This window comes from Persicitalea jodogahamensis (assembly GCF_014651615.1).
In the GTDB taxonomy this organism is placed as follows: Bacteria; Bacteroidota; Bacteroidia; order Cytophagales; family Spirosomataceae; genus Persicitalea; species Persicitalea jodogahamensis.
In genome coordinates, this window is sequence record NZ_BMXF01000007.1 from 90,506 (window position 1) to 112,090 (window position 21,585).

Below are 21,585 nucleotides of genomic sequence, written 5' to 3' on the forward strand. Positions count from 1 at the left end.
TTTCTAAAAAATTTCAAGAAAAAACAGGATCGACAGAAGCAACTCTGCCTGATGGGAGGGCGAACTGGCTACGGTTTGGCGGAGTTGCTGAAGTCCCTGATGGACGAGGTTGTACACCGTTCGCTCTTTGACGCCCATTGCGTCGGCAATATCGGCATAGTCCATTTCGGCGAAATAGCGCAGATAAACGGCTTCGCGCTGGCGGGGAGGGAGTTTATCGAGCAGAGCGGTAAGGCGATGCGTCTGCTCGGTATCGTCGGAAAAGGAAAGGTCTGGAATATCATAGACCGCCCCCTCGGAGTCGGTCAGGCGAATCACCCGCCCGGAACGACGCGTACGGCGCTGGGCGTCGATGACCCGGTTCCGCAGCGATACCAACAGATACGCCCGCACCGACTGGAGACTGTGCCAGTTGTCGCGACAATTCCAGAAGGTCAGGAACACCTCTTGGATGCAGTCTTTGGTAAAGTCTTCGTCGCCGCCGCTCAGTTTCATACCATAGTCATAAAGCGCATTGTAATGTGCTCGCATATAGTGAGAAAACTGCTCAGCTGGGTCAGACACGTTCACAAACGGCGGATTAAGTTATTAGTTGGTAAGGCTTGAAGCAACCAAAGGTCGAACTTGATATGGACTACTCAAAAGGTACGCTACGTAAATGTCCAACGGTCCGCAGACCTTCAGCTCAAAACCCCACCTCACAATCACCTTCCTTCTATAGTGTTCCCGCTTTTATGTACCACCCCTTAAGGTTGTCGGAATGGTTACTAACTTAGTCAACCATGAAAGCAAAAAGCCGTCGTCAATTCACATCTGAGTTCAAGGTGAAAGTAGTTTTAGAAGTTCTCCGTCAGGAGAAGACTCTTAATCAGATCGCCAGCGACTTCGACCGCTCGGATTTCCATAATTTATGCGAATCCAGGCGCATAGTTTTTCATATTTCTGCCCTCGATGAACGACTGAGCATACCCGGTGAACCACCGGGGCGCCGGAGCGGCTTTCCGTTTGTAATAGTCTTGGATTTCGCCGCCACCGGGCGCCCGGCTTTGCTCTGACCGCTGACATGGCACTAAGGTAAAAAAGCGATTTCAGACGTTTGCGTTCGTGCTGGTCTACCCTGGTCTTACCTCAAATACTGGTACCGGATCGATATCGCACGGGCGACCCCGTCGAAGGGAGCGATCCCGGCATGGCAGGCTAGTTTTTTAGGATCTGAGATGGCCTTGAACTCGTTGCGGGGCCGCTCCTCAGTAAGCCTGACGCTTAAGATTCTAAATGGCAACCGATTGGCGAAAAGGCAAGAGGAACTAATTCCGTGCGTAGTTCTGATTGATAGGCCGCTGCCACAGGGCGCCCTGCCATAGTTCACCGCTCACACCTTCGACTCTTCTGTTGTTGTGCTTTTTAAAGTTAACGTTTATCTCACAAATCTAAGGGGCCTCCCCGCGCTGGTAGGTCGATTGGTCATTCGGTTGGCTCAATTTCAGGCGCAGGTTAACGCGAGACCACGAGAAAACCATAGAATCTTCCGAACCGATGCTTAAATAGCTTATGTAAGTATTCTTTTGAATAGATTTGAAAAATAAGTTTCCAAAACAATCTCTAAGAACCTGGAACTGAATTCGACTAATTAAACCCCTTAAATTATTAGGAAATGTCAAGGAGAAAATTTTTAGTCGAAGAGAAGTTGGCTATCCTCAAGACGGTCTGTAGACAACGGGATCCCGAAGATGCCGGCAACCCTTTCTGATGTCCATGCAGCTCAAACTTTAGAAAAGGCCACCCGGCAGCAGGGCGTGGGCATGCTGCCGCACAATCTTTATCTCCCCATTTACCATCTTGCTTTTGATAAGCTACCTGGCCCCATCAATTTCAATGAAAAAAACTAAGGAAAGATTTGGGGTACATCAGAATTTGTAAGGTATAGCATCTTCTACTTTTTGCCAGGGAAGCACGTTGTTTTTTGTGGCCCACTGTTCGTATTTTTTCGTAAGTCTACCAAGCTGGTCCGGAAATTCACGGGCCAGGTTATTCGTTTCACTCCGGTCTTTTTGCAGGTTGTACAACTCCCACGGCTGATCGCGGGAGCGTACCAGTTTCCATTCGCCTTCTATCACCCCCGAGTTGCTCATATGTTCAAAGAACAAAGGCCGGTCAGGCAAACCTGCTTTTCCGGACAAGACGCCCAGCAAGCTGTTGCCCTCCAGGGGCCGGAGAGCTACATTATTGTGGTTTTCCGGATACCGGGTACCCGCCAAATCTGCGAGGGTAGGCATGATATCCACTATGTGCGCTGCATCCTCAACGATTTGGTTTTTCCTAAAACGCCCGGGATACCAGGCAATAAAAGGCGAAGCTATGCCTCCTTCGTACGTATCGGTTTTGAAGTACCTGAACGGCGTATTACTCACATTGGCCCAGCTTTTGCCATAACCGGTTAAGGATTCTGGCGTCCCCGGCAAAGCATCAGCGCTAAAACGCGGATGACCATATTTGCCGCCGGTAAGGCTGCCCGCCGTACTACCCCCATTGTCTGATAAGAAAAAGATGGCCGTGTTGTCTAGTTGCCCCTTTTTTTTGAGATGCAAGAGCAGCCTGCCAATATTCCTGTCCATGCGGTCAATCATGGCGGCATAAACAGCCATTAAATGGGCTTGTTTACGTTTTTCGTCTCCGGTGAGTCTGTTCCATACAGGCTCAGCCGGATTTCTCTCAGAAAGCCGAATGCTTTGGCCAATCAAGCCTATTTCTTTCAAACGCTTGTATCGGCTGCTCCTGATAGCTTCCCAACCTGCCAAATAGGTGTTTTCATACCTGGCTATGTCTTCTGGTAAAGCATGAAGCGGCCAGTGGGGAGCTGTGTAGGCGAGGTATAAAAAGAAAGGTTTTTGCTTATCGTGCGAGTTCAGCATGTTTATCGCCTCATTTGTGTATAAGTCAGTGGCGTAAAAAGCAGAATCCTTCAAATCCAAGGGTGTATTATTACGCACCACCGTCAACTGGTTACCGGGCGGCCACTTTTCGTTGCGGTAGGGTAAAAAATCGAAATAGCTGGCCGCTCCCTGAATCAGGGAAAAGCACCTGTCAAAACCGTGCTGCAAAGGCCAGTGCTCTTTCTCCTCCCCGACGTGCCACTTGCCCGCGAGATAGGTCGAATAGCCTTCCTGACGCAGTAAATCAGCGATGGTGATGGTATGGTTATTAAAATAGCCTTGGTACTCGGGAATGGTAACATTGATGTCAGTCATACCACCAACCCCGGCCTGTTGCGGGTACAGGCCAGTAAGCAATGCCGCCCGGGAAGGGCAGCAACGGGCATTATTATAAAAACTGCTGAGACGAACGCCCCCGGAAGCCAATCGGTCCAGATTGGGGGTTTGGATTTCAGAACCGAAACAGCCGATGTCGGAGTAGCCCATATCGTCGGCCAGAATAACAACAATGTTGGGTTCGGAAGATCTTTCTACGGGATTTGTATAACAGGAAAATAAAAAACCAAGGAGTGCAAAACCCACTAGATCTTTGAAAGAAAAGTACTTCATAGGCTTTGGGGTTATTCTCGACAAGTTTTGCTCAAAAGGAGACTCATTCATTCCGGATTTACTTACCGTCGACTTTAAAATTCTGCCCCGTGCCTATGCCCCTAAGCTGCATGGACTTCCAGCCTTCGGGCAGCAGCGGGTCCTTTTGTACCAAGCCGTTTTCGGTAAAATGCAGTCCGCCAAAACCAAGGATGACCGCCTGCAGCAGTCCGCCGGCCGAAGTGCCAAAGTAGGTAGAAAGTCGGTTTTTTCGCAGCGCCAGGATCTGAAAAGGGCCTTTCAGGTAGGGCTGTAGAGCTTTTTCAAACAAGCGGGTAGCCTGCGCACGGTCACCCGCGCGGGCAGCGGCACCGGCAAACATACAGTAGCTCATGTTCGGTCCTTCTTCGTCAATGCGGTTTTCGTAATAGGTCAGGTTTTGATGAACGGTTTTCCGGTCTGTGATCACATCCAGCGGAAAAGAAAGTAGGTTGACGTCGGCCTGCTTGATTAGTTCGCCCTCGTAGGTATCATGCTCCTGCACGGTTCCGTCCTTGAATTTTCTGATGAGCAGTTTGTCGGCTACCTCTTGCCAGGCAGGTATGGGTACCTCTCCTACCAGCCTGGCCGCGCTCAGCGCTGCCTGCAGGACCTGACGGGCCGACCCATTGGTAAATGCATCGTTGTCTACATTGATGGCATACTCATCGGAACCAACCACATTTTTTATTTCGTAGCGCCCCTCCCCATTTTTTTCCGCCCGGCTCACCCAAAAATCAGCCACTTCTTTTAAGAGTGGATATCCTCTCTCCCGAAGCCACTTTTTGTCTAGCGTTACGCAGTAATATCGCCAGAAGGCCAGGCCAACATCGCTCGTAATATGGTGCTGGAAAGGGCCGGTCAAATAAAGTAGTGACGTTTGCTCTTCGCCGCTACTGCCCGACTCCCAGGGAAACATAGCCCCCTGGTAGCCATGGGAGGCGGCATTCTGCCTGGCCATGTCCAGGCGGTCCCACCGGTACTCCAGCATAGATTTGGCGGCTTCCGGATTGATGAGCAGCAACGCCGGAAAAATCCAGAAGTCAGCATCCCAAAGGGTTTTGTAGCCCCAATAGTCGACGCCCAGACCCATGCAGGCACTACTGAACCTGGTTTGTGCGCTCACAAAGGAATTGATACTGAACATCATCTGACGGATGTTTTTGTTGACCTCCGGCGCTTCTGAAATAAGGATGTCGGTTTTTTGCCAGAATTGCTCCCAGGTAGCTTTATGCTGACTAATGACTACTTCTGGTCCTTTCAGCAAGGTGTAAATATTCAGCCGGGCCGTTTCTTTTAGCGGGTCCGTGTAGTTGAATGTAGTCCCCACCGAACCAATCAGGTAGAAAGTAATGCTTTCTCCTTTGAGCAGCTTTTTTTCAAAGCCAAGGGAGGGACGCCCTTCTCCATCATCAACGTAGGTGAGGAGTGGTTTTTCCTTGTCGTTGGCAAAGTAAAAGGAAGTGGTGGTAGCCAAGGTGTATTTTCCTCCCGGACTGGTAGCGGAGGCCGTGAACAGGGGGATCTCTCGTTCGCGCAACTGATGTAGGTACTGAGAGGATTGGAATGCGTAAGGACGAGCCATGCTCAACGTGTTTTTTAAACTAAAAAACCGGTCTTCCTGCGCAGTGATGGTCATTTTTATAATGCCCGTTTGTAGCATGTGTTTGAGGGCGTACACGGTATGCTGCACCCGCAGGCTCTCAAAGTCAAAACTTGTTTCGAACCACCCTTCCCTGAAATTGAACTCCTGTTGCCAGTTTTTCAACTGGTTCAGATTGGTTTCAGAAAAACGCTTGCCTTTGAGATAATCCGCCTGTTCGGTCTCACTATCCTTTTTATCCATCACTATCAGTTCCAGCTGACTGAAATCAATGCCCTCAACGGCGCTTTCAACGCCACTGCCCGGAAATTTGTCAAAGATGCCATTTAGCTGCACGCGGTTGCCAAGCAGGACTTTTTCCGAAAGGGTAATTCCATATACTCCATTGGCCAGGGTCACCGGGGCGTATTCCTGATAGCCAGGCCGGGCTATCCTCGTCCATTCCCCGCCGGTAGTTTGGGCGCATAGTGAAGTAGTAACTAAGAATAGAAGAAAAATGCCTGCTGTCCAATAGTGGTTTTTCATTTTGCTATATAGCTGTTTTTTCAAGGTATTTTCAACTGCTTGTCAAATAGTTACTTAGTATCTGAATCATCACCTGGGTATTGCCCCCTCCCATCCTTTTGCTTTTATACGCTTCATTTTACGTACCACTTCAGGACGGCTGCCAGCAATATTTACCAGGTTGATCGGGTCGCGGATGCGGTCAAATAACTGCACACTGTCCCCGGCGAAATCTATCAGGTTGTATTGTCTGGTTTTTACTCCCACAATATCTACCGCATAGGCGCGGTGGTTAATTACGGCCTTTTTCCAGGAGCGCCCGGGGTTTTCCAGCAAGGGGCGAAAACTCAGCCCTTCCAGTTGTTGTGATGGTGATGGAAGTCGGCACAGATCAACCAGTGTAGGATACATATCCACCAGTTCTACCAGCGCCGGGCTGCGGCGCCCGTTTTGCGGATTGCCCGGCACCCGCACCAGCATAGGTACCCTGGTTTCATTGTCATAGCAGTTGCCTTTGCCCCAGCGGTTGCGGTAGCCCAGGTTATAGCCGTGATCAAATGCGCCTACCAGAATGAGAGAATTTTCGTAAAGACCCAGCGCTTTAATTTTTTGTACTACCTCACCAATCAGGCTGTCTACCTCCGTTACTTCGCCATAATAGTTGCGTACCAGCTCCCGAATGCCCTCCGCACTGTGTACCTGGCCACTGTAAACAGAAGCTCTTCCTGCGGCAGAAAACTGGTTGGTGGTATATTTGTCTTTGGCAGACTGGGCGGGTGTCCAGGGGTCGTGAGCCTGGCTGTATCCGATGGCCAAAAAGAACGGCTGGTTCTGACGAGTCAGGTCTTCCAGGGCTTGTAGCGGCATAAGGTTGGTATTCACGCCATGCTCCTCGTACACTTTGCTATAGGCTGAGTCTGAACCGCCCGACCTTGGGTCATGGATTTTTCCGGCCAGTGCAGTGTAGTATCCATGGTTCCTGAAATGCCTCGGCAGAGAGGTAACCCCAGGCAAGATGGATTGCCAGTCATCATCAATTTTAACAATTCCGCTGCTCGAGGGGCGAATACCTGTCAAAAGGCTGGTCCTTGAAGGTGTACACAATGACACCTGGCAGTGTACATCCTCAAACAGTACCGATTCCCGGGCAAACTGGTCCAAATTGGGTGAATGCGCCAGTGTATCTCCGTAGCAGCCCAGGCTGGGCCACATATCCTCTACACTAATATAAATGATATTGTAGGGTCGGGGGGCTTCCCTTGCCTGCCAGGACACCATGCCCCATAATCCGGTGAGCAGCAGGAATTTACTAAGAAGTAGCTTCATTTGATTTTTATCAACCAATTATGCGTATCAGTATATGGTCTTTCTCAATAAGCAGCTCGGATAACCTCTCAGCCAGAGACCCAGGGAGCAAAGAATAAAAAAATAGTAGGGAAACCGCCCGTCTCCGAACGACTTCCCAGTTACCCATGTAGCACAATAGCCTGAACTATGTCAGTATCCCGGGTTCTGCCCGCTTTTTAGCATTTCAGGATTATTGTCCAGCTCACTTGTGGGGATGGGCATGAGCATATTGGTTGCGGCATTGAAGCCAAACAAATCACCTGAGTAATTGTTGGGAAAACCAAACTTGGTTTTTTCCCAGGAAGCCAGGTCAATGAATCCCGCCTTGTGCCAACGGCGAAGGTCGTTCCACCGATGTCCTTCTTCCCCGGCCAGTTCCCGGAACCTTTCATTCATAATATCCTGCATGGAAACCGCCGCGAGGTCAGCGGGTTGTGCAGCTCTGGTACCATCCGACGTTGAGGAGCGGGCCCTCTGGCGAATATCGTTCACCTGTTTCAGGGCCTGGGCCAGCTGGCCGGTCTGCAAGTAGGCCTCGGCCGCCAGTAGCTTTACGTCGGCATAGCGCAGGATGCGGGTATTATTAATGGAGTTGATGTTCGCGATACCGGCAAACTTGTTGCGCTCATCTTTTACGTACTTAAGCATCTTATACCCCCCATTGAACGTCCAGGCGGCGGCCCCGGTCTTTTCGAACGTTTCGGCAACCCTGGGATCGGCCGGGTCAAAGGCTTCGACCAGTTTTTGGGTAGGAGCTACCAGGGTGCCCTGATTGGTGAAGTCGTCCAGAAAGTGCTTGTAATAAGCGCCCATTGTTCCCACTGCATCGGTAAAGTCATTGTCCAGCCAGGGATTTTCGGCGGTTTTCAAACTAGCCTGAAATTCAAATAGCGATTCCTGATTGTTTTCAAAGCGGTAATCGAAATTCTTTCCGAAGTGATCCACCAGCTGCGTCGCAGAAGAAATTTTCTCAAAGGCAGCAATGGCTTTTTTGTGATCATCAGTATTGTTACCGGAGAAATTGGCACGGGTGACATAGCACTTAACCAACATGCCGTTCGCAGCATTTCGGGTCACTCGTCCGGCCTGGGGCGCAGGCCAGCTCTCGGGCAAAAGCGATGCGGCTTTTTCCAGATCGGCAATGGCTTGATTTAGCATTTCCATGCCTTCGGAGGGGCCTTTGTATACATTTTCCAGACCCACAATCCGGTCGGTGATGACGGGAGCTTTGCCCCACCACGACCAGAGCTTAAAAAATGCCCATGAACGCAAAAACAACATTTCGCCAGTATTGTATTTCTTCGTAGCCTCCTCGGTATAGACCTGGGGGTTTTCCTCGATTTTCTGCAGCATCGTGTTCGCCCGGCTCACCAGTTGGTAAAGGCGGCTCCACACAAAATTCACGTCGCTATCAGCTCCGGTAAGCCCTTTGAAGGTATCCATCGGGCGTGGGTTGTTGGCCCGTAGGTCGTCGCCAGGAAGCAGCCATATCTTATGCCGGGGGTTATTGGCGTTGTACCCGTACAAGTCCGTGATTTTGGCATACACAGCCGTGACGCCGGCCTGCATACGCTGCTGGTCAACAAAAAATTCGTTTTCCAACTCCTGCGTAGGCGATATGTCCAGCTTTCTGTCGCAGGCTGTGACAAGTAACACGCCTACCACCGCTAACACTTTATATAATTTGCTATTCATGGTTTCAGATTTTACAGTTATCAAAATTTCACGTTCAATCCCAGATTAAACACCCTTGGCATGGGGCTGGCGTCGTTTTCAGGGTCGAGTCCCTGCCAGTTGGTAATCACAAAGGCATTAGCCACACTGGCATACAAGCGGAGTTGTTTGATTGAATTTCCGATAGCATTCAGTGCGGACTGAGGAAAGGTAAACCCTAGTTGAACGTTGCCCAGACGGAGGTACCCGGCATTTTCAACATAGTGCGAGGAGAAGCGCAGGCTGTTGCTCGGGTCACCCACCACGGCCCGCGATATGTCCGTATCCGGGTTTTCAGGAGTCCAGGCATTCAGTACGGCGGTGCTCATGTTGGACCCGCGGCTGCTGAGGTGTTCCATGGTAGCGCGGGCATAGTTGTATTTCTGAACATCGCCTACTCCCTGGAAGAAAACGGCAAGGTCAAATCCGCGGGTATCCAATCCCAAATTGAAGCCATAAAAGTACCCAGGTATAGTCTTGCCCAGGTAAGTCCGGTCAAACTGGTCGATCCTTCCATCCGGGCCGGGGGTATAAAACCGCGTACCTTTCTCTGGGGTGGGAGCCCCGTTAATATCCTGAAAATAGCGGTCGCCGGGTTGGTAGGTTTGTGACACCGACTGGTCAGTGTTGTTCTTCAGCCATTCGTCAATTTCCTGCTGGTTCTGGAAAATGCCCCCCACCTTATACCCATAGATATAGTTGATAGGAAAGCCCGCTTCGATTCTGTTGCTTTCTCCGCCAAAAGGTATGTTTTCGTAAGTACTCAATACTTCATTCTTTACCGTAGTGAAATTACCGCCAAGGGAATAGTTGAGCTTGCCGATGGTGTTGCTGTAAGACAAAGAAAGCTCGATCCCGCTGTTTTTTACGGAGGCGATATTAGCGACGGGGTTAAGCTTGCTACCTACACTGGGCGGAATACTGGTTTCCTGCAATATTCCGTCCGTAGCTTTGGTATAATATTCAAAGGAAGCGGTCAGATGATTGAACAAACTGGCATCAAAGCCAATGTTGGTGGTAGTCGTTTTTTCCCATTGCAAGTCAGGATTGGGAAATGAAAACATAGCGGCACCAATGCCGTAATTTCCCAACCCGTTGCCCCCGGGGATCGAACCGAAGGCGTAGGTGGGACTTTTGATAACGGGGGACAGATAGGCCAGCGGCCGTACTTCCTGGTTGCCCAGCTGTCCCCAGCCCGCCCGCAGCTTCAAATCGGAAATCCAGTTGAGGGATTGCATAAAAGGCTCGGCAGAGACACGCCATGCTGCCGATGCAGAAGGGAAAGTACCCCAGCGGTTTTGTGGGGCAAAGCGATTGCTCCCGTCCCGGCGAACGGTTAGGTCCACGTAGTACCTTTGGTTGAAATTATAACTCACCCTTCCCAGCAACCCCTGCAGGGACCACCGAAACAAATCGGACTCCAGCAGCGTGTACTGATTAGTTCCGCCAAGGCGCAAAAGTGATTTGTCGCGGGTGGTGACGAAATCGGTGCTACCATTTACATACTTGGCATTGTACTGCTGGTCCATCCCGTTGAACAGCAGGTCAAATCGATGGTTGCCGAAGGTCTTGTTGTAATTGACTGTAACTTCCTTAATGATATTGGTGTTGGTGGTTGCACGTTCGGCGTACTGTCCCACCGATTGGCCTCCTGCCCATCCGTTAGGGTCAGAAGAATTAGAGTAAGAAAAGTAGTCTGCATTCCAGTCCCGAAACCGGAAGCGATCGTTCTCATAGGCATCGATGCTAAAATTACCTTTGATAGATAAACCAATCAAAGGCGTAATCTCTACGTAGGCACTACCCAGGTTACGTAGGGATTCATAATCTGTTGAATTCAGCGCCATTCTGCCCATAAGGTTGTTACGGGTACCCTCACCGTACAATTTTTGGGTGCTCCACTTTCCGTTTGCGTCATATCCTACAATTGCCGGGGCATACCCTTTCAGAAAGGGAGGTCCGGTTGGGTCATAGACAGGCTGCCAGGGTGGCGTTTGGGCCCGGTCAATGAGGTCGGATTCGTTGTTTTCTACTCCTTCCACGTACGCAAGACGATAGTTTATACCGGTTCTCAACCACTTATTGATGTTGGTATTTAGTTTGAGGTTCATGGAGTACCGCTCTAGGCTCTCCTGAATCAGTACCCCCTCGGTTTCGGCAAAGCCCGCCGACACATAATAGTCCGTTTTGTCGGTGCGGCCCGATACGCGCACCGAATAATCCTGCGTGACGGCATTTTTATTGATTATAGGCGTTTGCCAATCGTAAGTTTCCCGCGTATTGCCCAGGTAGCGGGGACTGGCAGGGTTGAACTCGGGATCCAATACCTGGTTGGGATTTGCCGCGTAAGCCTTTGCATAGTAGTCCACGAACTGTGGGGTTGTGAGCACATCCCAGGTTTTGGGTATATTTTGCAATCCGTAGCGGGCGCTTAAGTCAATGGTGGGGGTTTCCGATTTTCCTCTTTTGGTAGTAATCAGGATTACTCCATTGGCCGCCCTTACCCCGTAGATTGCGGCCGCAGAGGCATCTTTCAACACAGAAATAGATTCAATGTCGTTGGGGTCGATCATGGTCATGATATTGATAGGGCCCCGTACGTCCCGTACCCGGGCGTCTTCTCCCTCGATACCGGACCCAAGCTCGGTGATGGGTATACCATCCACTACATAAAGGGGTTGCGATACCCCCCAGGTATTTACTCCCCGAATCCGTACGGTGGGGCGGTCCATGGGGTTGCCCGTATTGCCCAAAACCTGTACTCCGCTCATTCGGCCCTGCATAGCCATTTCGGGGTTCATCGATACAGTACTTTTAGCAATGGTTTCGGAGTCTATGGTCGAAATGGAGGTAGTTACGTCTTTCTTCTCTCGCTGACCATATCCAATCACCACTACCTCTTCTAGCGCAATATCGACCTCCTCCAGCTTTACATTGATCCGGCCTGACCCGCTGAACGGCACCTCCTTGGTAGCCATACCGATGTACGAAAATACCAATACGCCGTCTGTCTGGGGCGATTGCAAAGTGAACTCTCCTGCCTTATCGGTAGCCGTACCTGTCGTTGTTCCTTTCAGCAGTACGGTTGCGCCGGGAATGGCTTCGCCGCCCTTGTCCGTTACCTTGCCACTTATCGTAACTGCAATAGCTCTGAGCTGCGCCACTACCGTGGTTGAAGTCTCCTTCCCGGTCGTTTTTGCTGGCCGGTTTGTTCCAGGTGATTCTATGCGGTAAATAACAAAGTACCTTTTATTGATGCGTCTGAAGCTCAACCTGGTTCCATCCAGCAGCACCTTTAACGTTTCTTCAACGGTCTTTTTCTGGTATTTTTCCTTTTGCAGCAAAATAGCTCTTACCTCCTCCGTAGGGTAAGAGAATTTTACGTTGTGCCTCTCTTCCAGTTTTTGTAACACGTTCTCCAGGCTAATCCCCTGGGTCGGTTCATGAAGCGCATCCGCTTTGGCGAAGGCAGTCAGGGGCTGTGCTGCCAGCACGAAAAGAGGCATTGTGCTCATGGCAAAGGCAATAATTACCCGTCCTGCAATTTTTGTAGCAAGCATATTCATATATAATAAAGGTTTAGTGATATTTATTTCTAGAAAAAGGTGATCCTATTGTCTTCCCACCGGACCTTCAGGTTGGCGGACCCGGCCACCATGGTTACCAGCAAATTCAGATTATTTGTTGGGTAAGTACCCGTCAGGCGTACCCTTCCGGATTTTTGATTGGCTAATACGACCTGTACATCGTATATCTGCTCAATTTTCAAGATAATTTCCTGCAGCGTTAAGTTTCGGACAACCATTTCGTGGAAGCGCCAAGCACCGAAATCGGCCGGATTTACACTTTCCACATTTACTTCATGGTCTTTGCTGGTCTGTTCAGCCAGTTGACCGGGCTGCATCTGTATGCTTGCTCCCGACTCGGGCGTGAGTTTTATTTTTCCGCTTTCCAGTACTACCTGCTTAAGGCTACCCCGATTCAAGACATTAAATTCCGTGCCCAGTACTTCTATATCCCAGTCGCGGCTGTGCACCACAAACTTTACATCCCCTTTGGGTACATGTTGTTTCCTCACCGTAAAAAAGGCCTCCCCTTCTAAGGTAACTTCCCTGCTGCTACCTTTCTCCCAGTTGGCGGGATAGCTCAGTTGTGAATTGGCGTTGAGCACAACAAGCGAGCTGTCGGGAAGCCACACTTTCGTTACCTTTCCATAAGGCGATACTACCTGTGTTTCAAGGTTGTATATCCTTATGTACCAAAGCAGTGCAGCAGACGCAAGGAGCAGGGCAATCGAAGCCGCTATGGATAGCCTGCTGATTACAAGGCGGTAGGCGCGGGTCTTACCTTCTCTTATCTCCTGCCAAAGGCGGGAAAATTCTTCTGTACTTTCTTCTTCCGACAATCTTGCTTCTGATGGAAGAGTTTCCCGAAAACTTATTTCTGGAAATGCTTCCCGGATGCTAAGGCCATCTAGGTCCTTAAAGAAAATTTTCCGGAAATACTTATTGGGTTCATTACGATTATTTTCCATTGGATTCAGGTGATACTTGTCACCAAGCGCGGAATTGAGCTGTCTGCCGCATTAGCGGGCGAACAAAGCCACACAGTACAATGCCTTCTTTAAGAAAGGAACCTGGTTTTGAAAATTTTACTAGTGGAGCGTTAAAAAAGAAGCAAATATTTTTCAAGATAAACCGTAATACTTTATCAATCAATTGGTTATGCAAATTGATAATTGTATTAAGGCGGAAGAGATGATTAGCATCCTCTACATAAGGACGGATGCCGCAGTAATGATGGAAAGCCAGGTAGAAACGCGCAATAGCATGGTGATGGCCTTTTCTTTACTCAAAGCCTTGTAAGCTGCCTGTAAATGGTTCGCTACTGTTTGATAGCTGATTTCCAACGCCTGCGAAATCTGTGGTAGGGATAACTGCTGGTAGTACCGCAGATAAATAATCTCCCGCTGCCGCTGCGGCAGGCGGTTGATGGCCTGAGTTAGCTGATAGGAAAGAGTGGAAGATTGTTCGGAAGCGATCAGGAGGTCTTCTGCCGAATATTCAAATCCAGCCTGAATGTTATCTGCCAATTGCTCTACAGGGGTGGAGACAAAAATACGGTTGCGCTGCTGGCTCCGGATAGCACTTCGACGCAGGGCTGTGAATAAGTAAGCTTTGGGAGACTCTACGGCAGGCAATGAGTCACGCTTCTGCCACAACTGGGCGAATAGTTCATGCATGGCTGACTTGGCTTCATCCCGGTCGCGAAGGATACGGAAGGCATAACCAAACAATTCCTGCTGGTACTTTTTATACAGCTGGGCAAAGGCCATGGTATTGCCCAGAAGAAAATTTTTCCACAGATTAGTATCACTCAGTGATTCAACATCCATTAGGCTTGTACAGACTTATTCATAAAAAAACTTATACTTAAACTAAAAATAACTATTCATAAAAGTAAGAATAAGGTTTGAATAAATCATTGTGAATACTATTTGTGTCAAACCAGCCTACCAAAGTTTTATAGTTCTCTTTCAGAGAAATCTGCTTTTGACAGAGTACCGAACCAGCTGTAGTTGGGCCATGCTTTTAAATGAAGGAGTCGCGCCTCCAAATGGCACCATCTTTGAAACCGGGCTGGTGCGGTTTATCGGCATTGTAAACCTGCTTAACCTTAGGTTCGCCGAAGCGGCAATATTCTGCATGAGCAGAAAAAACGCTGAAAGTACAACGTTTGGAATGTTTAAGAAGCTGTTTGAGTTAGTTTTGAAAAGCGGGCAGGGAGCCTATATTGGTTAATGTGACTCAAACAATACAGCTCAGACCTACCCGCCGGAAATTGGCAAGTTATCGCAGCGGCGAACCGTCAAAAAGATCATTCAAGCGCACCGCCGTAGTAAATGGAAACTCAGAGAGATTGTCAACACGGTGCTTTACGTAACGAAAAACGGATGCGCATGGCGTGACGGATTTGAATTTTGCGGTGACCTATTTACGGGGAATGGTGTTTGAACGGCGGCGGCCGACCGTCCCGCGCCAAAGACTTTCACCTGGCTACCCTGTACGGGATGCCGGGTTTGCCGATCGAGCCCCAGTAGGACTACGCCTTTAAAACCGGTGGCGTCATCAACCCCGGTCTTATCGCCGGGCAGTGGGAGACGATCCAGCGCTTTTTGGTCACCATCAAGCTAAACCACGCGCTGCCATCGACTCTGCTACGGAGGCTGACTTCTTACGCCAGCCACCATCCGCTTTACCAGGCGCTGGGTAAACTAGACCGGATCGTGCGCACCACATTCCTGCTCCAATACATGCATCAGGAAGAAATCCGTCGCCGGGTGAACCATCAGTTAACCAAAGTCGAGAATATGCACTGCTCCGGCAGCCCGGCAGTGGGCGGCCGAACTAAACCTGGGCAAAAACGGACTAATCCGGTATGCAAGTAAGGAAGACTTGTTGGTAATGGCTCGCAGCAAGCAGTTGTTGATTAATGCATTAACTTGCTGGAATATGCTGCATATTTCCCAAAGGATACAGGAATTGTCCCCTCCCGAGCGTGGCCAACTGCTAGCCAGTCTACCTGACACATCTCCAATGAGTTGGAAACACATCAATTTTCAACAGGGAGGCCTGTGCCGGAGAGTATGACTTTTCGGAGGGCACATTACGAAACTTGGTCAGCCTGGAACTGGAACAGCTCCTCAAAGGGTAATCGAAGCAGTTTTGATGGAACATTTCGTACGAATGTGGGTGGCCCCCCAAGATTATATCCGGGGCTCCGGTGCGCTGGCAAGCACGGGCGGGGGAAGGCTTCGCTGCGGCTGATTTTCAAGTAAATTGGTCAACCCAGCAGGCTACTTGCCCTCAGGGGCATTTGTCTGGATCTTGGATTGCCACTAAGGAGAAGGGCCTATACATAAAAAAAATCATAGTCAAACAATCGCACTACCATTCCTTACCCGGACGAAAAAAACCAGCACGGTAGCGCTAGCAAAGGGAGTTTACTTATTTTCGGCTGTTGAAGTGCCGCCGACCTGGCGGAGCGCCGATGCCAGCGCCGTCATCAAGGAGGACATTTCGCCCTCTGGGCCAACTTGCGAACTGAACTCCGTCAAACCGTCAGCCAGCTGGGCTAGCAGCGTCTGTACGGCAGAATCTTCGGGGTTGCCCGATAGCAGTGTTTTTAACTCCTGAAGTTGACTGGCAAAACCTTTGGTGTTTTCAGCCTCACCCAGGGGAGTGATCCACTGGTCGATTAGGGAAATACTAGCCTGCGGGGTTAGGGCGGGCGATTGACTTAACTGCTGGGTTGTTTCTTCCAGCAAAGCATTAGCATCACCAAGATTTAGCATCGGGTTAGAAAAGATTATTCTGTAGCACGTTCAACAGTAGTGTAAATGTACTAACCTTCATACTAATTCTTGTATGTGTGTAGCTTTTGCTCCCATCCGCCTCCTGGGAGAACCGGGACTTCGACAGAGTCAAAGCGGCTTGCCCACAGGGTCGAAACGCTGACCCAGTAGCCCCACATGTTCCTTTTCGGGTACATTCATGAACAACGTGACTCCCGCATCCTTTTCAATTTGCCTGTCGATTGTTACGAAGCCACCCCCATTCCTTGCTATCGAATAGGGAAACAAAGTTGGGAAGGTCCAGGGCGATTACCGGCGCGGCCCCCCTCACGTCTGCAGCATGGGCACCTTTCGGCACGGCCACGACCACCTTGAGGTTGTATCCGGAAACGGCCACCTTGCCCATGGTTCAGGTCATCGGCCCCTTTCTGCCATACCCACCGAAACCGTAGATTCCAGCCATGATGTACAATCTTTACACATTCTTAGCCAATGTCCGGCGGTAGTCCTTAAACCTGGCCCAAGGTTTCCGGTTGAGTTGCGGTGCCTGGAGCGTCATGTTGGTCATCAGAAACGTAGCGGAGTTATTCGGGGCGGTGGAGGTGTAGTCGGGGACCGCCACGCTTTTTGAACCCTTCTTCTTTTAGGAGTTCTTTTAGTAAATTGACCGGGGCCGCAGACGGTAAAGATTTACTCTAAGAGATTATGATCCTCTGGACGTTTCTTTGCAATCGGCCGTATGCAATGGGAATGAGTGTACGGTAAGGGTAGGGGAGGAGGCTCAGCGGAATATTGGACTTTTCGGCTCCGGCCGCCCGGCGTAGCGAACTTTTTTGTAGAGGTACCACTTCAAGGCCCGGATTTCACGGCCACGATGGATATTTTCGGGAGTTAGGTACCCCAGAGAAGCGTGTGGGCGCAACTCATTGTAGTCTTTAATCGGCCGCTCGACTGAGATGGCCCGGTTTTCGGCACAGTGAACTTGCATTACTCTCGGTCCGCCAATACAGCAAGACTATGTATAAACAAAAAGACGCCGCACGACGCTGCTTCAGAGGCCAAACCGGGCGCCCGGAGGCCTGCTGAGAATGGCGGACAGCGGTCAATCCGTCACCAACGCAACCGAAGCTTTGGGCATTTCCGAGGCCTTGATCTACGGCTGGAAAAGAAAAAACAAAATGGGAAAAGAAATTTTGCTTCAACAGGGCGGCCTGTCGTCTGAGAACCGGCAACTCAAAGTGCGTGCCCGCCAGCTAGAGACTGAGTGTGCGTCAAAGTTATTTTGAATTTGCCTTGATAGCTCGAATCTAGTCAGTTAGTTCCAAAGTCTAGCATTGAAAAATTTTGGTTTCTGAAAATGTTACCTGAATACTGGCAAATTGCTTGTCAATCACTTAATAAATTTAAATCACTTCATTAAGTGCGGTAGCACATACGGACGGGTTTATTTCGCCCAAAAAGCAAGGTAGCAGAATCTCGTATGCTCAATCCTCGTCCTCCCCCGAAACAGTCACAAAAGCACTGCGCCGGGGCGCAGGCACCTGGAAATTCTCCCCCTTCAAACCTTTCCAAATAATGTCTTTGAACAGGCCGTCGTCGATTTCAACCACGTCCGTGAAGTCGAGTTTTTCAGAGCGTTTGGCACTGGGTGTCAGGGCCACGTTCAGCGTTCCGAGGACTATATTGGCCGGTAGCGAAGCGTATGGGGTGGCATCCGGTTTGGCCGTGAAGCTGCGGAACATGGACGTGGCGGCGGCATCATCGTGCAGCACCTTGGCCTCTTTTGCGACGTAATATCAAAGTTGGGTTTTCTCGAGTAGAAGCCCGTCCTCAGATTCTAAACAAATTTACTGTCTGCTTACGCTGTGTCTGCTGTTGTTCCGTGGGATTGTAGCTCGGATTGCTAAGCATCTACTCCGTAATAAGTCGAGTCAACTTCATTCGTTTGGCGACATATTGAGCTGGCGGCGCACGTAGTGCCAGGCTTAGCGCTAGCTTACGATCCGACAATATGGTGAAAAGTGAGTTTGGTGGCGCACCGGGAGCGATGAGTAGTTGACCCATACTCAGCGCCACACGCGTGTCGTTTAACGCGCTTTGTTTGACCCTGGTTGGTCTTTGGAGCAAAAGAAGCTGTGGGCCAATGAGTATTCCAAGATGTGGGCACAGAGCTTTTGGTGAAACTGAGAGCGTTGAAAAATTCGTGGTTGGAAAAAATGAGTTGAATTGGTAGCGATCCCGAATCTTGCTGTGTCCAAACGGGTAAGCCGCCACGGTGATTTCAACGGACTTTACAGAGAGCATCAAAAAGTGTGACGGTACGCCGCCGCGGGTCAATTGATTTTTTTGTAAATTGAAAATGATTTGAATGCCTAGCCGGCCCCATCTTCGCATGAAAGCAAAGAATATTCTCTATCCAGATACCGTTGGTCCGAGAAGTGCTGTGGTCCTTCGCAACGTCTATCATATGAAAGTACTTATCCTCAGTATTTCGCCGATGATCTGCCGGCACTTCATCCTGGACCGGAGCACGGTTTTATACACGAAAGCCATTCAGGCGGCAATTGCCAAATGCTACAGCAAGGGTGGGGGCGAGGTGGTAGCGCAGTTGTCGATGAGGGTGTTTCGGTGCTGAACAGCGGGGAGACGGGCTTCCGGCGGGCGGGGGAAATACTGGCTACCTACTAAATTCAATCGTCCGTAAATCCAGCCTCTTCCAAATGTTGATGCCGCCCGATGTTTCTTCGAAAACCACATACAGATCATGAACGCCCGACAGCGCTTGTAGCGGTGCGGATATCACCTCAACGCCTTCGCCTTTCACAGGCACCTGCGCGATGACTAGGCCCGTCGGGCTATCGATGCGAAATTCAAGGATACCCACTAATTTGGGTGTAAAGTCGTCAGTGGTCACTTTTTTCAGACCAGTTAAATCCAGTTGGTTGAATTTAAGCCAGGCTTTGTCCTCGTTGAAGCACATTGTGAAGCCACCGCCATTATTGCTGCGCTTAGACACTCCCTTACTAAAGCTGTCGACCTCCGAAGCCGGGAACTTGGCCGGACGCAGCCGCAGCAGTTCCTGGCCCAGTAGCCCGCCGCTGTCAGTGTAGCGGGCCATCAGCACATAGTTGCCCAGCGCCTGTTCGGTCGTTACACTGCCTTGTGGCGGCATTTGCGGACTGGACTGGTCGAGCGAAAGGATATAGCGCACCATTTCGGCGGCATCTTCCTTGATAAGCTGCGGGTGGGCCGACATGGCGTGTTCCTGCGTCCAGACGCCCACCCCACCTTGGATGATTTTGTCGGCCAGCTTATCCACCGCGTCGTCGTCGTAGCGTTGGGCGATGGCCCGGTAACTTGGGCCGACTGAAGCGGCATCCAATCCGTGGCAGGCCCGGCAATCACTTTGCTCTATAAGGGTTCTGCCCTTGAAAGTCATTTCGCCCGTCGCCATCAGTCCGGCTACGTCTTCGCCTTCGGGCAGGTAATGAAACCAGGTTCTGATAAGTCCGGGCGGAATGATCTTGTCCTCTCGGTCCTGCACTTTCACCTTGTAGGCCACAGGGTTTTTCCCAAAGTAGAATGAACGATTTCCGCCCCAATCCACCGTTACGGCAGGGGGCTCGTTGCCTACGCGGATAGTCAGGGTATTTTCGGCTGATTTGCCTTCCGAGTCAATGACCCGCACACGGGCTTTGTAGTTGCCGGGTTTGGCAAAGGTAAAAATAGGAGAGACCCCTTTGGCCTGAATACCGTTGGCAGTGAACGACCACTCGTAGCGCAGCGAATCGGCTTTGTCGTAGTCGAACGACCCCTGGGCCGAAAACCTCACTTTCAGCGGCGCGGCCCCGACGGTTTTGTCCGCCGAGATTTTGGCGACGGGAGCGCGGTTGCCTTCGTTGTATTCGATGCGTACCAGTTTGGCATCGGTATTCTTTGCCCGCCAGTAGGTGCCGTATTCGAGTACGTAGAGTTCGCCTTGGCGGTCAAAAGCCATGTCCACCGGGTGGTTGAACTCCTGATCGGGCAGGAAGCGCTCCATGCTTTGGTAGTTGTGGTTTTTGTCCATCGTGACGGTGGTGACGACGCCCCGCATCCAGTCGTAGATGAAGAGTTTTTCATCGAAATATTTCGGAAACTTCCCCGGCGATGCCTGGTAGTCGTCGTAGTAATAGACCGGACCCGCCATCGCGTTGCGCCCGCCTTTGCCGAGTTCGGGGAACTCTGGCGACTCGGCGTAAGGGTACCAGATAAAGGCCTTCTGCGCAGGCGGGAGGTCTTTCAAACCCGTGTTGTTGCGCGAAAAGTTGACGGGATGCTGCGGGTCGAACAGCTCTCCCGACTTTTTGGCTTCAAAGTCGTACTTGTAATAGGGCTTGTTGTCGCCCACGAACAGCGGCCAGCCGAAGTACCCGGCTTGCCTCGCCTGGTTGATCTCATCGTGGCCACGCGGGCCGCGCGTCGGCCCGTCTTCCCCGGCGTCCGGCCCGACCTCGCCCCAGTACAGGTAGCCGTTGCGCTGATCGACCGCGATTTGGAAGGGATTGCGGTTGCCCATGACGTAGATTTCAGGCCGCGTTTTCTCCTGGCCAGGCTTAAAGAGGTTGCCTTCGGGAATCGTGTAGGAACCATCGTCCTCGGGATGGATGCGCAGGATTTTGCCGCGCAGATCGTTGGTGTTGCCTGCCGATTTGAGGGCATCGAAACGGATCCGGCCCGGTCGGTCGTCGCTGGGCGAGTAGCCATCGGACTCGAAAGGATTGGTATTATCGCCCGTGGAAAGAAACAGATTCGCCTGGGCGTCGAAGGCCAGCGAACCCGCCGAGTGGCTGACGCCCTCGTGCAGCAGCGGCACGCGCAACATATCCACACGGTTGGTCAGCCCGGTTTCCGTAAGTTCGAAGCGGCTGAGAACGTTGGTGTAGCTGTCGCCCTGCATGACCATGTCTCCATAGTAGAGGTAGAGCCAGTGGTTTTGCAGGAAATTGGGGTCGAGGGCCAGGCCCAGCAGCCCGTCTTCACCGGTGGCCCGGATGTCGAGTTTGGTGATTCGCCTTTTGATATTAGTCTTGGGATCAAAGCTGTTGATGTAGCCCACTCGTTCGATGTAATAGACCATGCCATCGTCGGCTATGGCCAGTTCCATGGGTTCGTTCAGGTCGTCGTCCAGGGTTATTTTGGTGAAGCGGCTGTCGGCGGGCTTGTCTCCGGGGCCAGCGAGCAAATGGGTGAGGAGCAGGGAGAAGGTCAGCAGCAGGTATTTCATAGGTAGGGCTGTATTCGTGCGATTAAAAGTACCACTTCGTCTTTAAGTTAACAAATGGCAATGCCTACTGGAAGAAACTGACAAAAGCAATGGAAATGTGGAAAGATCATCTCATTAGGTTTCCCTATTTTTATGTTTTAGATAGACGGGGAGCAAAAAGCTTTAAATTATTGATTTATCTCTTCTTAATCAGAAAAGAAACGGAATTGCTCGTCTCATTCTTCCATAAGAAGGAGTT

General features: G+C 50.6%; 20 protein-coding genes. 5 read left to right on the forward strand and 15 right to left on the reverse strand.

Annotated elements, in window-relative coordinates; translation table 11 throughout:
* Nucleotides 1-3: 3 nt before the first annotated feature.
* Complete coding sequence (locus IE117_RS24120; protein WP_308439300.1) at nucleotides 4-570, reverse strand: RNA polymerase sigma factor; 567 nt, start codon at nucleotides 568-570, stop codon at nucleotides 4-6.
* 212 nt (nucleotides 571-782) lie between these two features.
* On the opposite strand from IE117_RS24120, the gene IE117_RS24125 reads away from it, so the two are divergent.
* Complete coding sequence (locus IE117_RS24125) at nucleotides 783-1,055, forward strand: transposase (RefSeq protein ID WP_189568283.1); 273 nt, start codon at nucleotides 783-785, stop codon at nucleotides 1,053-1,055.
* A gap of 675 nt (nucleotides 1,056-1,730) precedes the next feature.
* Entirely contained in the window at nucleotides 1,731-1,889 is a 159-nt protein-coding gene (locus IE117_RS24130) for a hypothetical protein (RefSeq protein WP_189568285.1), read from the forward strand.
* 18 nt (nucleotides 1,890-1,907) lie between these two features.
* On the opposite strand, the gene IE117_RS24135 is transcribed toward IE117_RS24130, so the two are convergent.
* The 7 genes from IE117_RS24135 to IE117_RS24165 form a co-directional block, all read right to left on the reverse strand.
* Entirely contained in the window at nucleotides 1,908-3,542 is a 1,635-nt protein-coding gene (locus IE117_RS24135) for an arylsulfatase (RefSeq protein ID WP_189568287.1), read from the reverse strand.
* 58 nt (nucleotides 3,543-3,600) lie between these two features.
* Complete coding sequence (locus IE117_RS24140) at nucleotides 3,601-5,688, reverse strand: glycoside hydrolase family 65 protein (protein WP_189568289.1); 2,088 nt, start codon at nucleotides 5,686-5,688, stop codon at nucleotides 3,601-3,603.
* Nucleotides 5,689-5,757: 69 nt separating this feature from the next.
* Nucleotides 5,758-6,993 carry a sulfatase-like hydrolase/transferase gene (locus IE117_RS24145; protein WP_189568291.1) on the reverse strand — a complete coding sequence of 412 codons (1,236 nt, stop codon included), beginning with the start codon at nucleotides 6,991-6,993 and terminating at the stop codon, nucleotides 5,758-5,760.
* Between the two features lie 171 nt (nucleotides 6,994-7,164).
* Nucleotides 7,165-8,709, reverse strand: coding sequence for a RagB/SusD family nutrient uptake outer membrane protein (locus tag IE117_RS24150; protein WP_189568293.1), 1,545 nt, complete (start codon nucleotides 8,707-8,709; stop codon nucleotides 7,165-7,167).
* Between the two features lie 20 nt (nucleotides 8,710-8,729).
* Nucleotides 8,730-12,293 carry a SusC/RagA family TonB-linked outer membrane protein gene (locus tag IE117_RS24155; RefSeq protein ID WP_189568295.1) on the reverse strand — a complete coding sequence of 1,188 codons (3,564 nt, stop codon included), beginning with the start codon at nucleotides 12,291-12,293 and terminating at the stop codon, nucleotides 8,730-8,732.
* Between the two features lie 29 nt (nucleotides 12,294-12,322).
* A complete protein-coding gene (locus IE117_RS24160) occupies nucleotides 12,323-13,261 on the reverse strand; it encodes a FecR family protein (RefSeq protein WP_189568297.1) in 939 nt (312 codons plus the stop codon).
* 237 nt (nucleotides 13,262-13,498) lie between these two features.
* On the reverse strand, nucleotides 13,499-14,122 hold the full coding sequence (locus IE117_RS24165; RefSeq protein WP_189568299.1) for an RNA polymerase sigma factor: 624 nt from the start codon (nucleotides 14,120-14,122) through the stop codon (nucleotides 13,499-13,501).
* A gap of 190 nt (nucleotides 14,123-14,312) precedes the next feature.
* Here IE117_RS24165 and IE117_RS24170 point away from each other — a divergent pair, with 190 nt between their 5' ends.
* The 3 genes from IE117_RS24170 to IE117_RS26625 all read left to right on the forward strand — a co-directional run bounded on the left by IE117_RS24170 (nucleotide 14,313) and on the right by IE117_RS26625 (nucleotide 15,377).
* Complete coding sequence (locus tag IE117_RS24170) at nucleotides 14,313-14,528, forward strand: hypothetical protein (protein ID WP_189568301.1); 216 nt, start codon at nucleotides 14,313-14,315, stop codon at nucleotides 14,526-14,528.
* Between the two features lie 326 nt (nucleotides 14,529-14,854).
* Complete coding sequence (locus IE117_RS24175; protein ID WP_189568517.1) at nucleotides 14,855-15,175, forward strand: Tn3 family transposase; 321 nt, start codon at nucleotides 14,855-14,857, stop codon at nucleotides 15,173-15,175.
* A 10-nt stretch (nucleotides 15,176-15,185) separates the two neighbouring features.
* A complete protein-coding gene (locus IE117_RS26625) occupies nucleotides 15,186-15,377 on the forward strand; it encodes a Tn3 family transposase (protein ID WP_374757980.1) in 192 nt (63 codons plus the stop codon).
* A 353-nt stretch (nucleotides 15,378-15,730) separates the two neighbouring features.
* Here the strand turns inward: IE117_RS26625 and IE117_RS24185 are convergent, their stop codons facing one another.
* The 7 genes from IE117_RS24185 to IE117_RS24215 form a co-directional block, all read right to left on the reverse strand.
* Complete coding sequence (locus IE117_RS24185) at nucleotides 15,731-16,081, reverse strand: hypothetical protein (RefSeq protein ID WP_189568303.1); 351 nt, start codon at nucleotides 16,079-16,081, stop codon at nucleotides 15,731-15,733.
* A 129-nt stretch (nucleotides 16,082-16,210) separates the two neighbouring features.
* Nucleotides 16,211-16,369, reverse strand: coding sequence for a hypothetical protein (locus IE117_RS24190; RefSeq protein ID WP_189568306.1), 159 nt, complete (start codon nucleotides 16,367-16,369; stop codon nucleotides 16,211-16,213).
* A 187-nt stretch (nucleotides 16,370-16,556) separates the two neighbouring features.
* On the reverse strand, nucleotides 16,557-16,703 hold the full coding sequence (locus IE117_RS24195) for a DNA/RNA non-specific endonuclease (protein WP_189568308.1): 147 nt from the start codon (nucleotides 16,701-16,703) through the stop codon (nucleotides 16,557-16,559).
* A gap of 159 nt (nucleotides 16,704-16,862) precedes the next feature.
* Complete coding sequence (locus IE117_RS24200; protein ID WP_189568310.1) at nucleotides 16,863-17,069, reverse strand: integrase core domain-containing protein; 207 nt, start codon at nucleotides 17,067-17,069, stop codon at nucleotides 16,863-16,865.
* A gap of 496 nt (nucleotides 17,070-17,565) precedes the next feature.
* Nucleotides 17,566-17,853, reverse strand: coding sequence for a hypothetical protein (locus IE117_RS24205; protein ID WP_189568312.1), 288 nt, complete (start codon nucleotides 17,851-17,853; stop codon nucleotides 17,566-17,568).
* 139 nt (nucleotides 17,854-17,992) lie between these two features.
* Complete coding sequence (locus IE117_RS24210) at nucleotides 17,993-18,475, reverse strand: peroxidase family protein (protein ID WP_189568314.1); 483 nt, start codon at nucleotides 18,473-18,475, stop codon at nucleotides 17,993-17,995.
* Between the two features lie 283 nt (nucleotides 18,476-18,758).
* Nucleotides 18,759-21,347 carry a PQQ-dependent sugar dehydrogenase gene (locus IE117_RS24215; protein ID WP_189568316.1) on the reverse strand — a complete coding sequence of 863 codons (2,589 nt, stop codon included), beginning with the start codon at nucleotides 21,345-21,347 and terminating at the stop codon, nucleotides 18,759-18,761.
* Nucleotides 21,348-21,585 lie beyond the last annotated feature (238 nt).

Bases quoted from the DNA above. Each gene is read 5' to 3' on its own strand.
- IE117_RS24165 (WP_189568299.1), bottom strand. From the start codon at position 14,122: ATGGATGTTGAATCACTGAGTGATACTAATCTGTGGAAAAATTTTCTT.
- IE117_RS24140 (WP_189568289.1), bottom strand. From the start codon at position 5,688: ATGAAAAACCACTATTGGACAGCAGGCATTTTTCTTCTATTCTTAGTT.
- IE117_RS24200 (WP_189568310.1), bottom strand. From the start codon at position 17,069: ATGCAAGTTCACTGTGCCGAAAACCGGGCCATCTCAGTCGAGCGGCCG.
- IE117_RS24185 (WP_189568303.1), bottom strand. From the start codon at position 16,081: ATGCTAAATCTTGGTGATGCTAATGCTTTGCTGGAAGAAACAACCCAG.
- IE117_RS24150 (WP_189568293.1), bottom strand. From the start codon at position 8,709: ATGAATAGCAAATTATATAAAGTGTTAGCGGTGGTAGGCGTGTTACTT.
- IE117_RS24170 (WP_189568301.1), top strand. From the start codon at position 14,313: ATGCTTTTAAATGAAGGAGTCGCGCCTCCAAATGGCACCATCTTTGAA.
- IE117_RS24155 (WP_189568295.1), bottom strand. From the start codon at position 12,293: ATGAATATGCTTGCTACAAAAATTGCAGGACGGGTAATTATTGCCTTT.
- IE117_RS24130 (WP_189568285.1), top strand. From the start codon at position 1,731: ATGCCGGCAACCCTTTCTGATGTCCATGCAGCTCAAACTTTAGAAAAG.
- IE117_RS24135 (WP_189568287.1), bottom strand. From the start codon at position 3,542: ATGAAGTACTTTTCTTTCAAAGATCTAGTGGGTTTTGCACTCCTTGGT.
- IE117_RS24215 (WP_189568316.1), bottom strand. From the start codon at position 21,347: ATGAAATACCTGCTGCTGACCTTCTCCCTGCTCCTCACCCATTTGCTC.
- IE117_RS24145 (WP_189568291.1), bottom strand. From the start codon at position 6,993: ATGAAGCTACTTCTTAGTAAATTCCTGCTGCTCACCGGATTATGGGGC.
- IE117_RS24125 (WP_189568283.1), top strand. From the start codon at position 783: ATGAAAGCAAAAAGCCGTCGTCAATTCACATCTGAGTTCAAGGTGAAA.
- IE117_RS24160 (WP_189568297.1), bottom strand. From the start codon at position 13,261: ATGGAAAATAATCGTAATGAACCCAATAAGTATTTCCGGAAAATTTTC.
- IE117_RS24210 (WP_189568314.1), bottom strand. From the start codon at position 18,475: ATGCGAAGATGGGGCCGGCTAGGCATTCAAATCATTTTCAATTTACAA.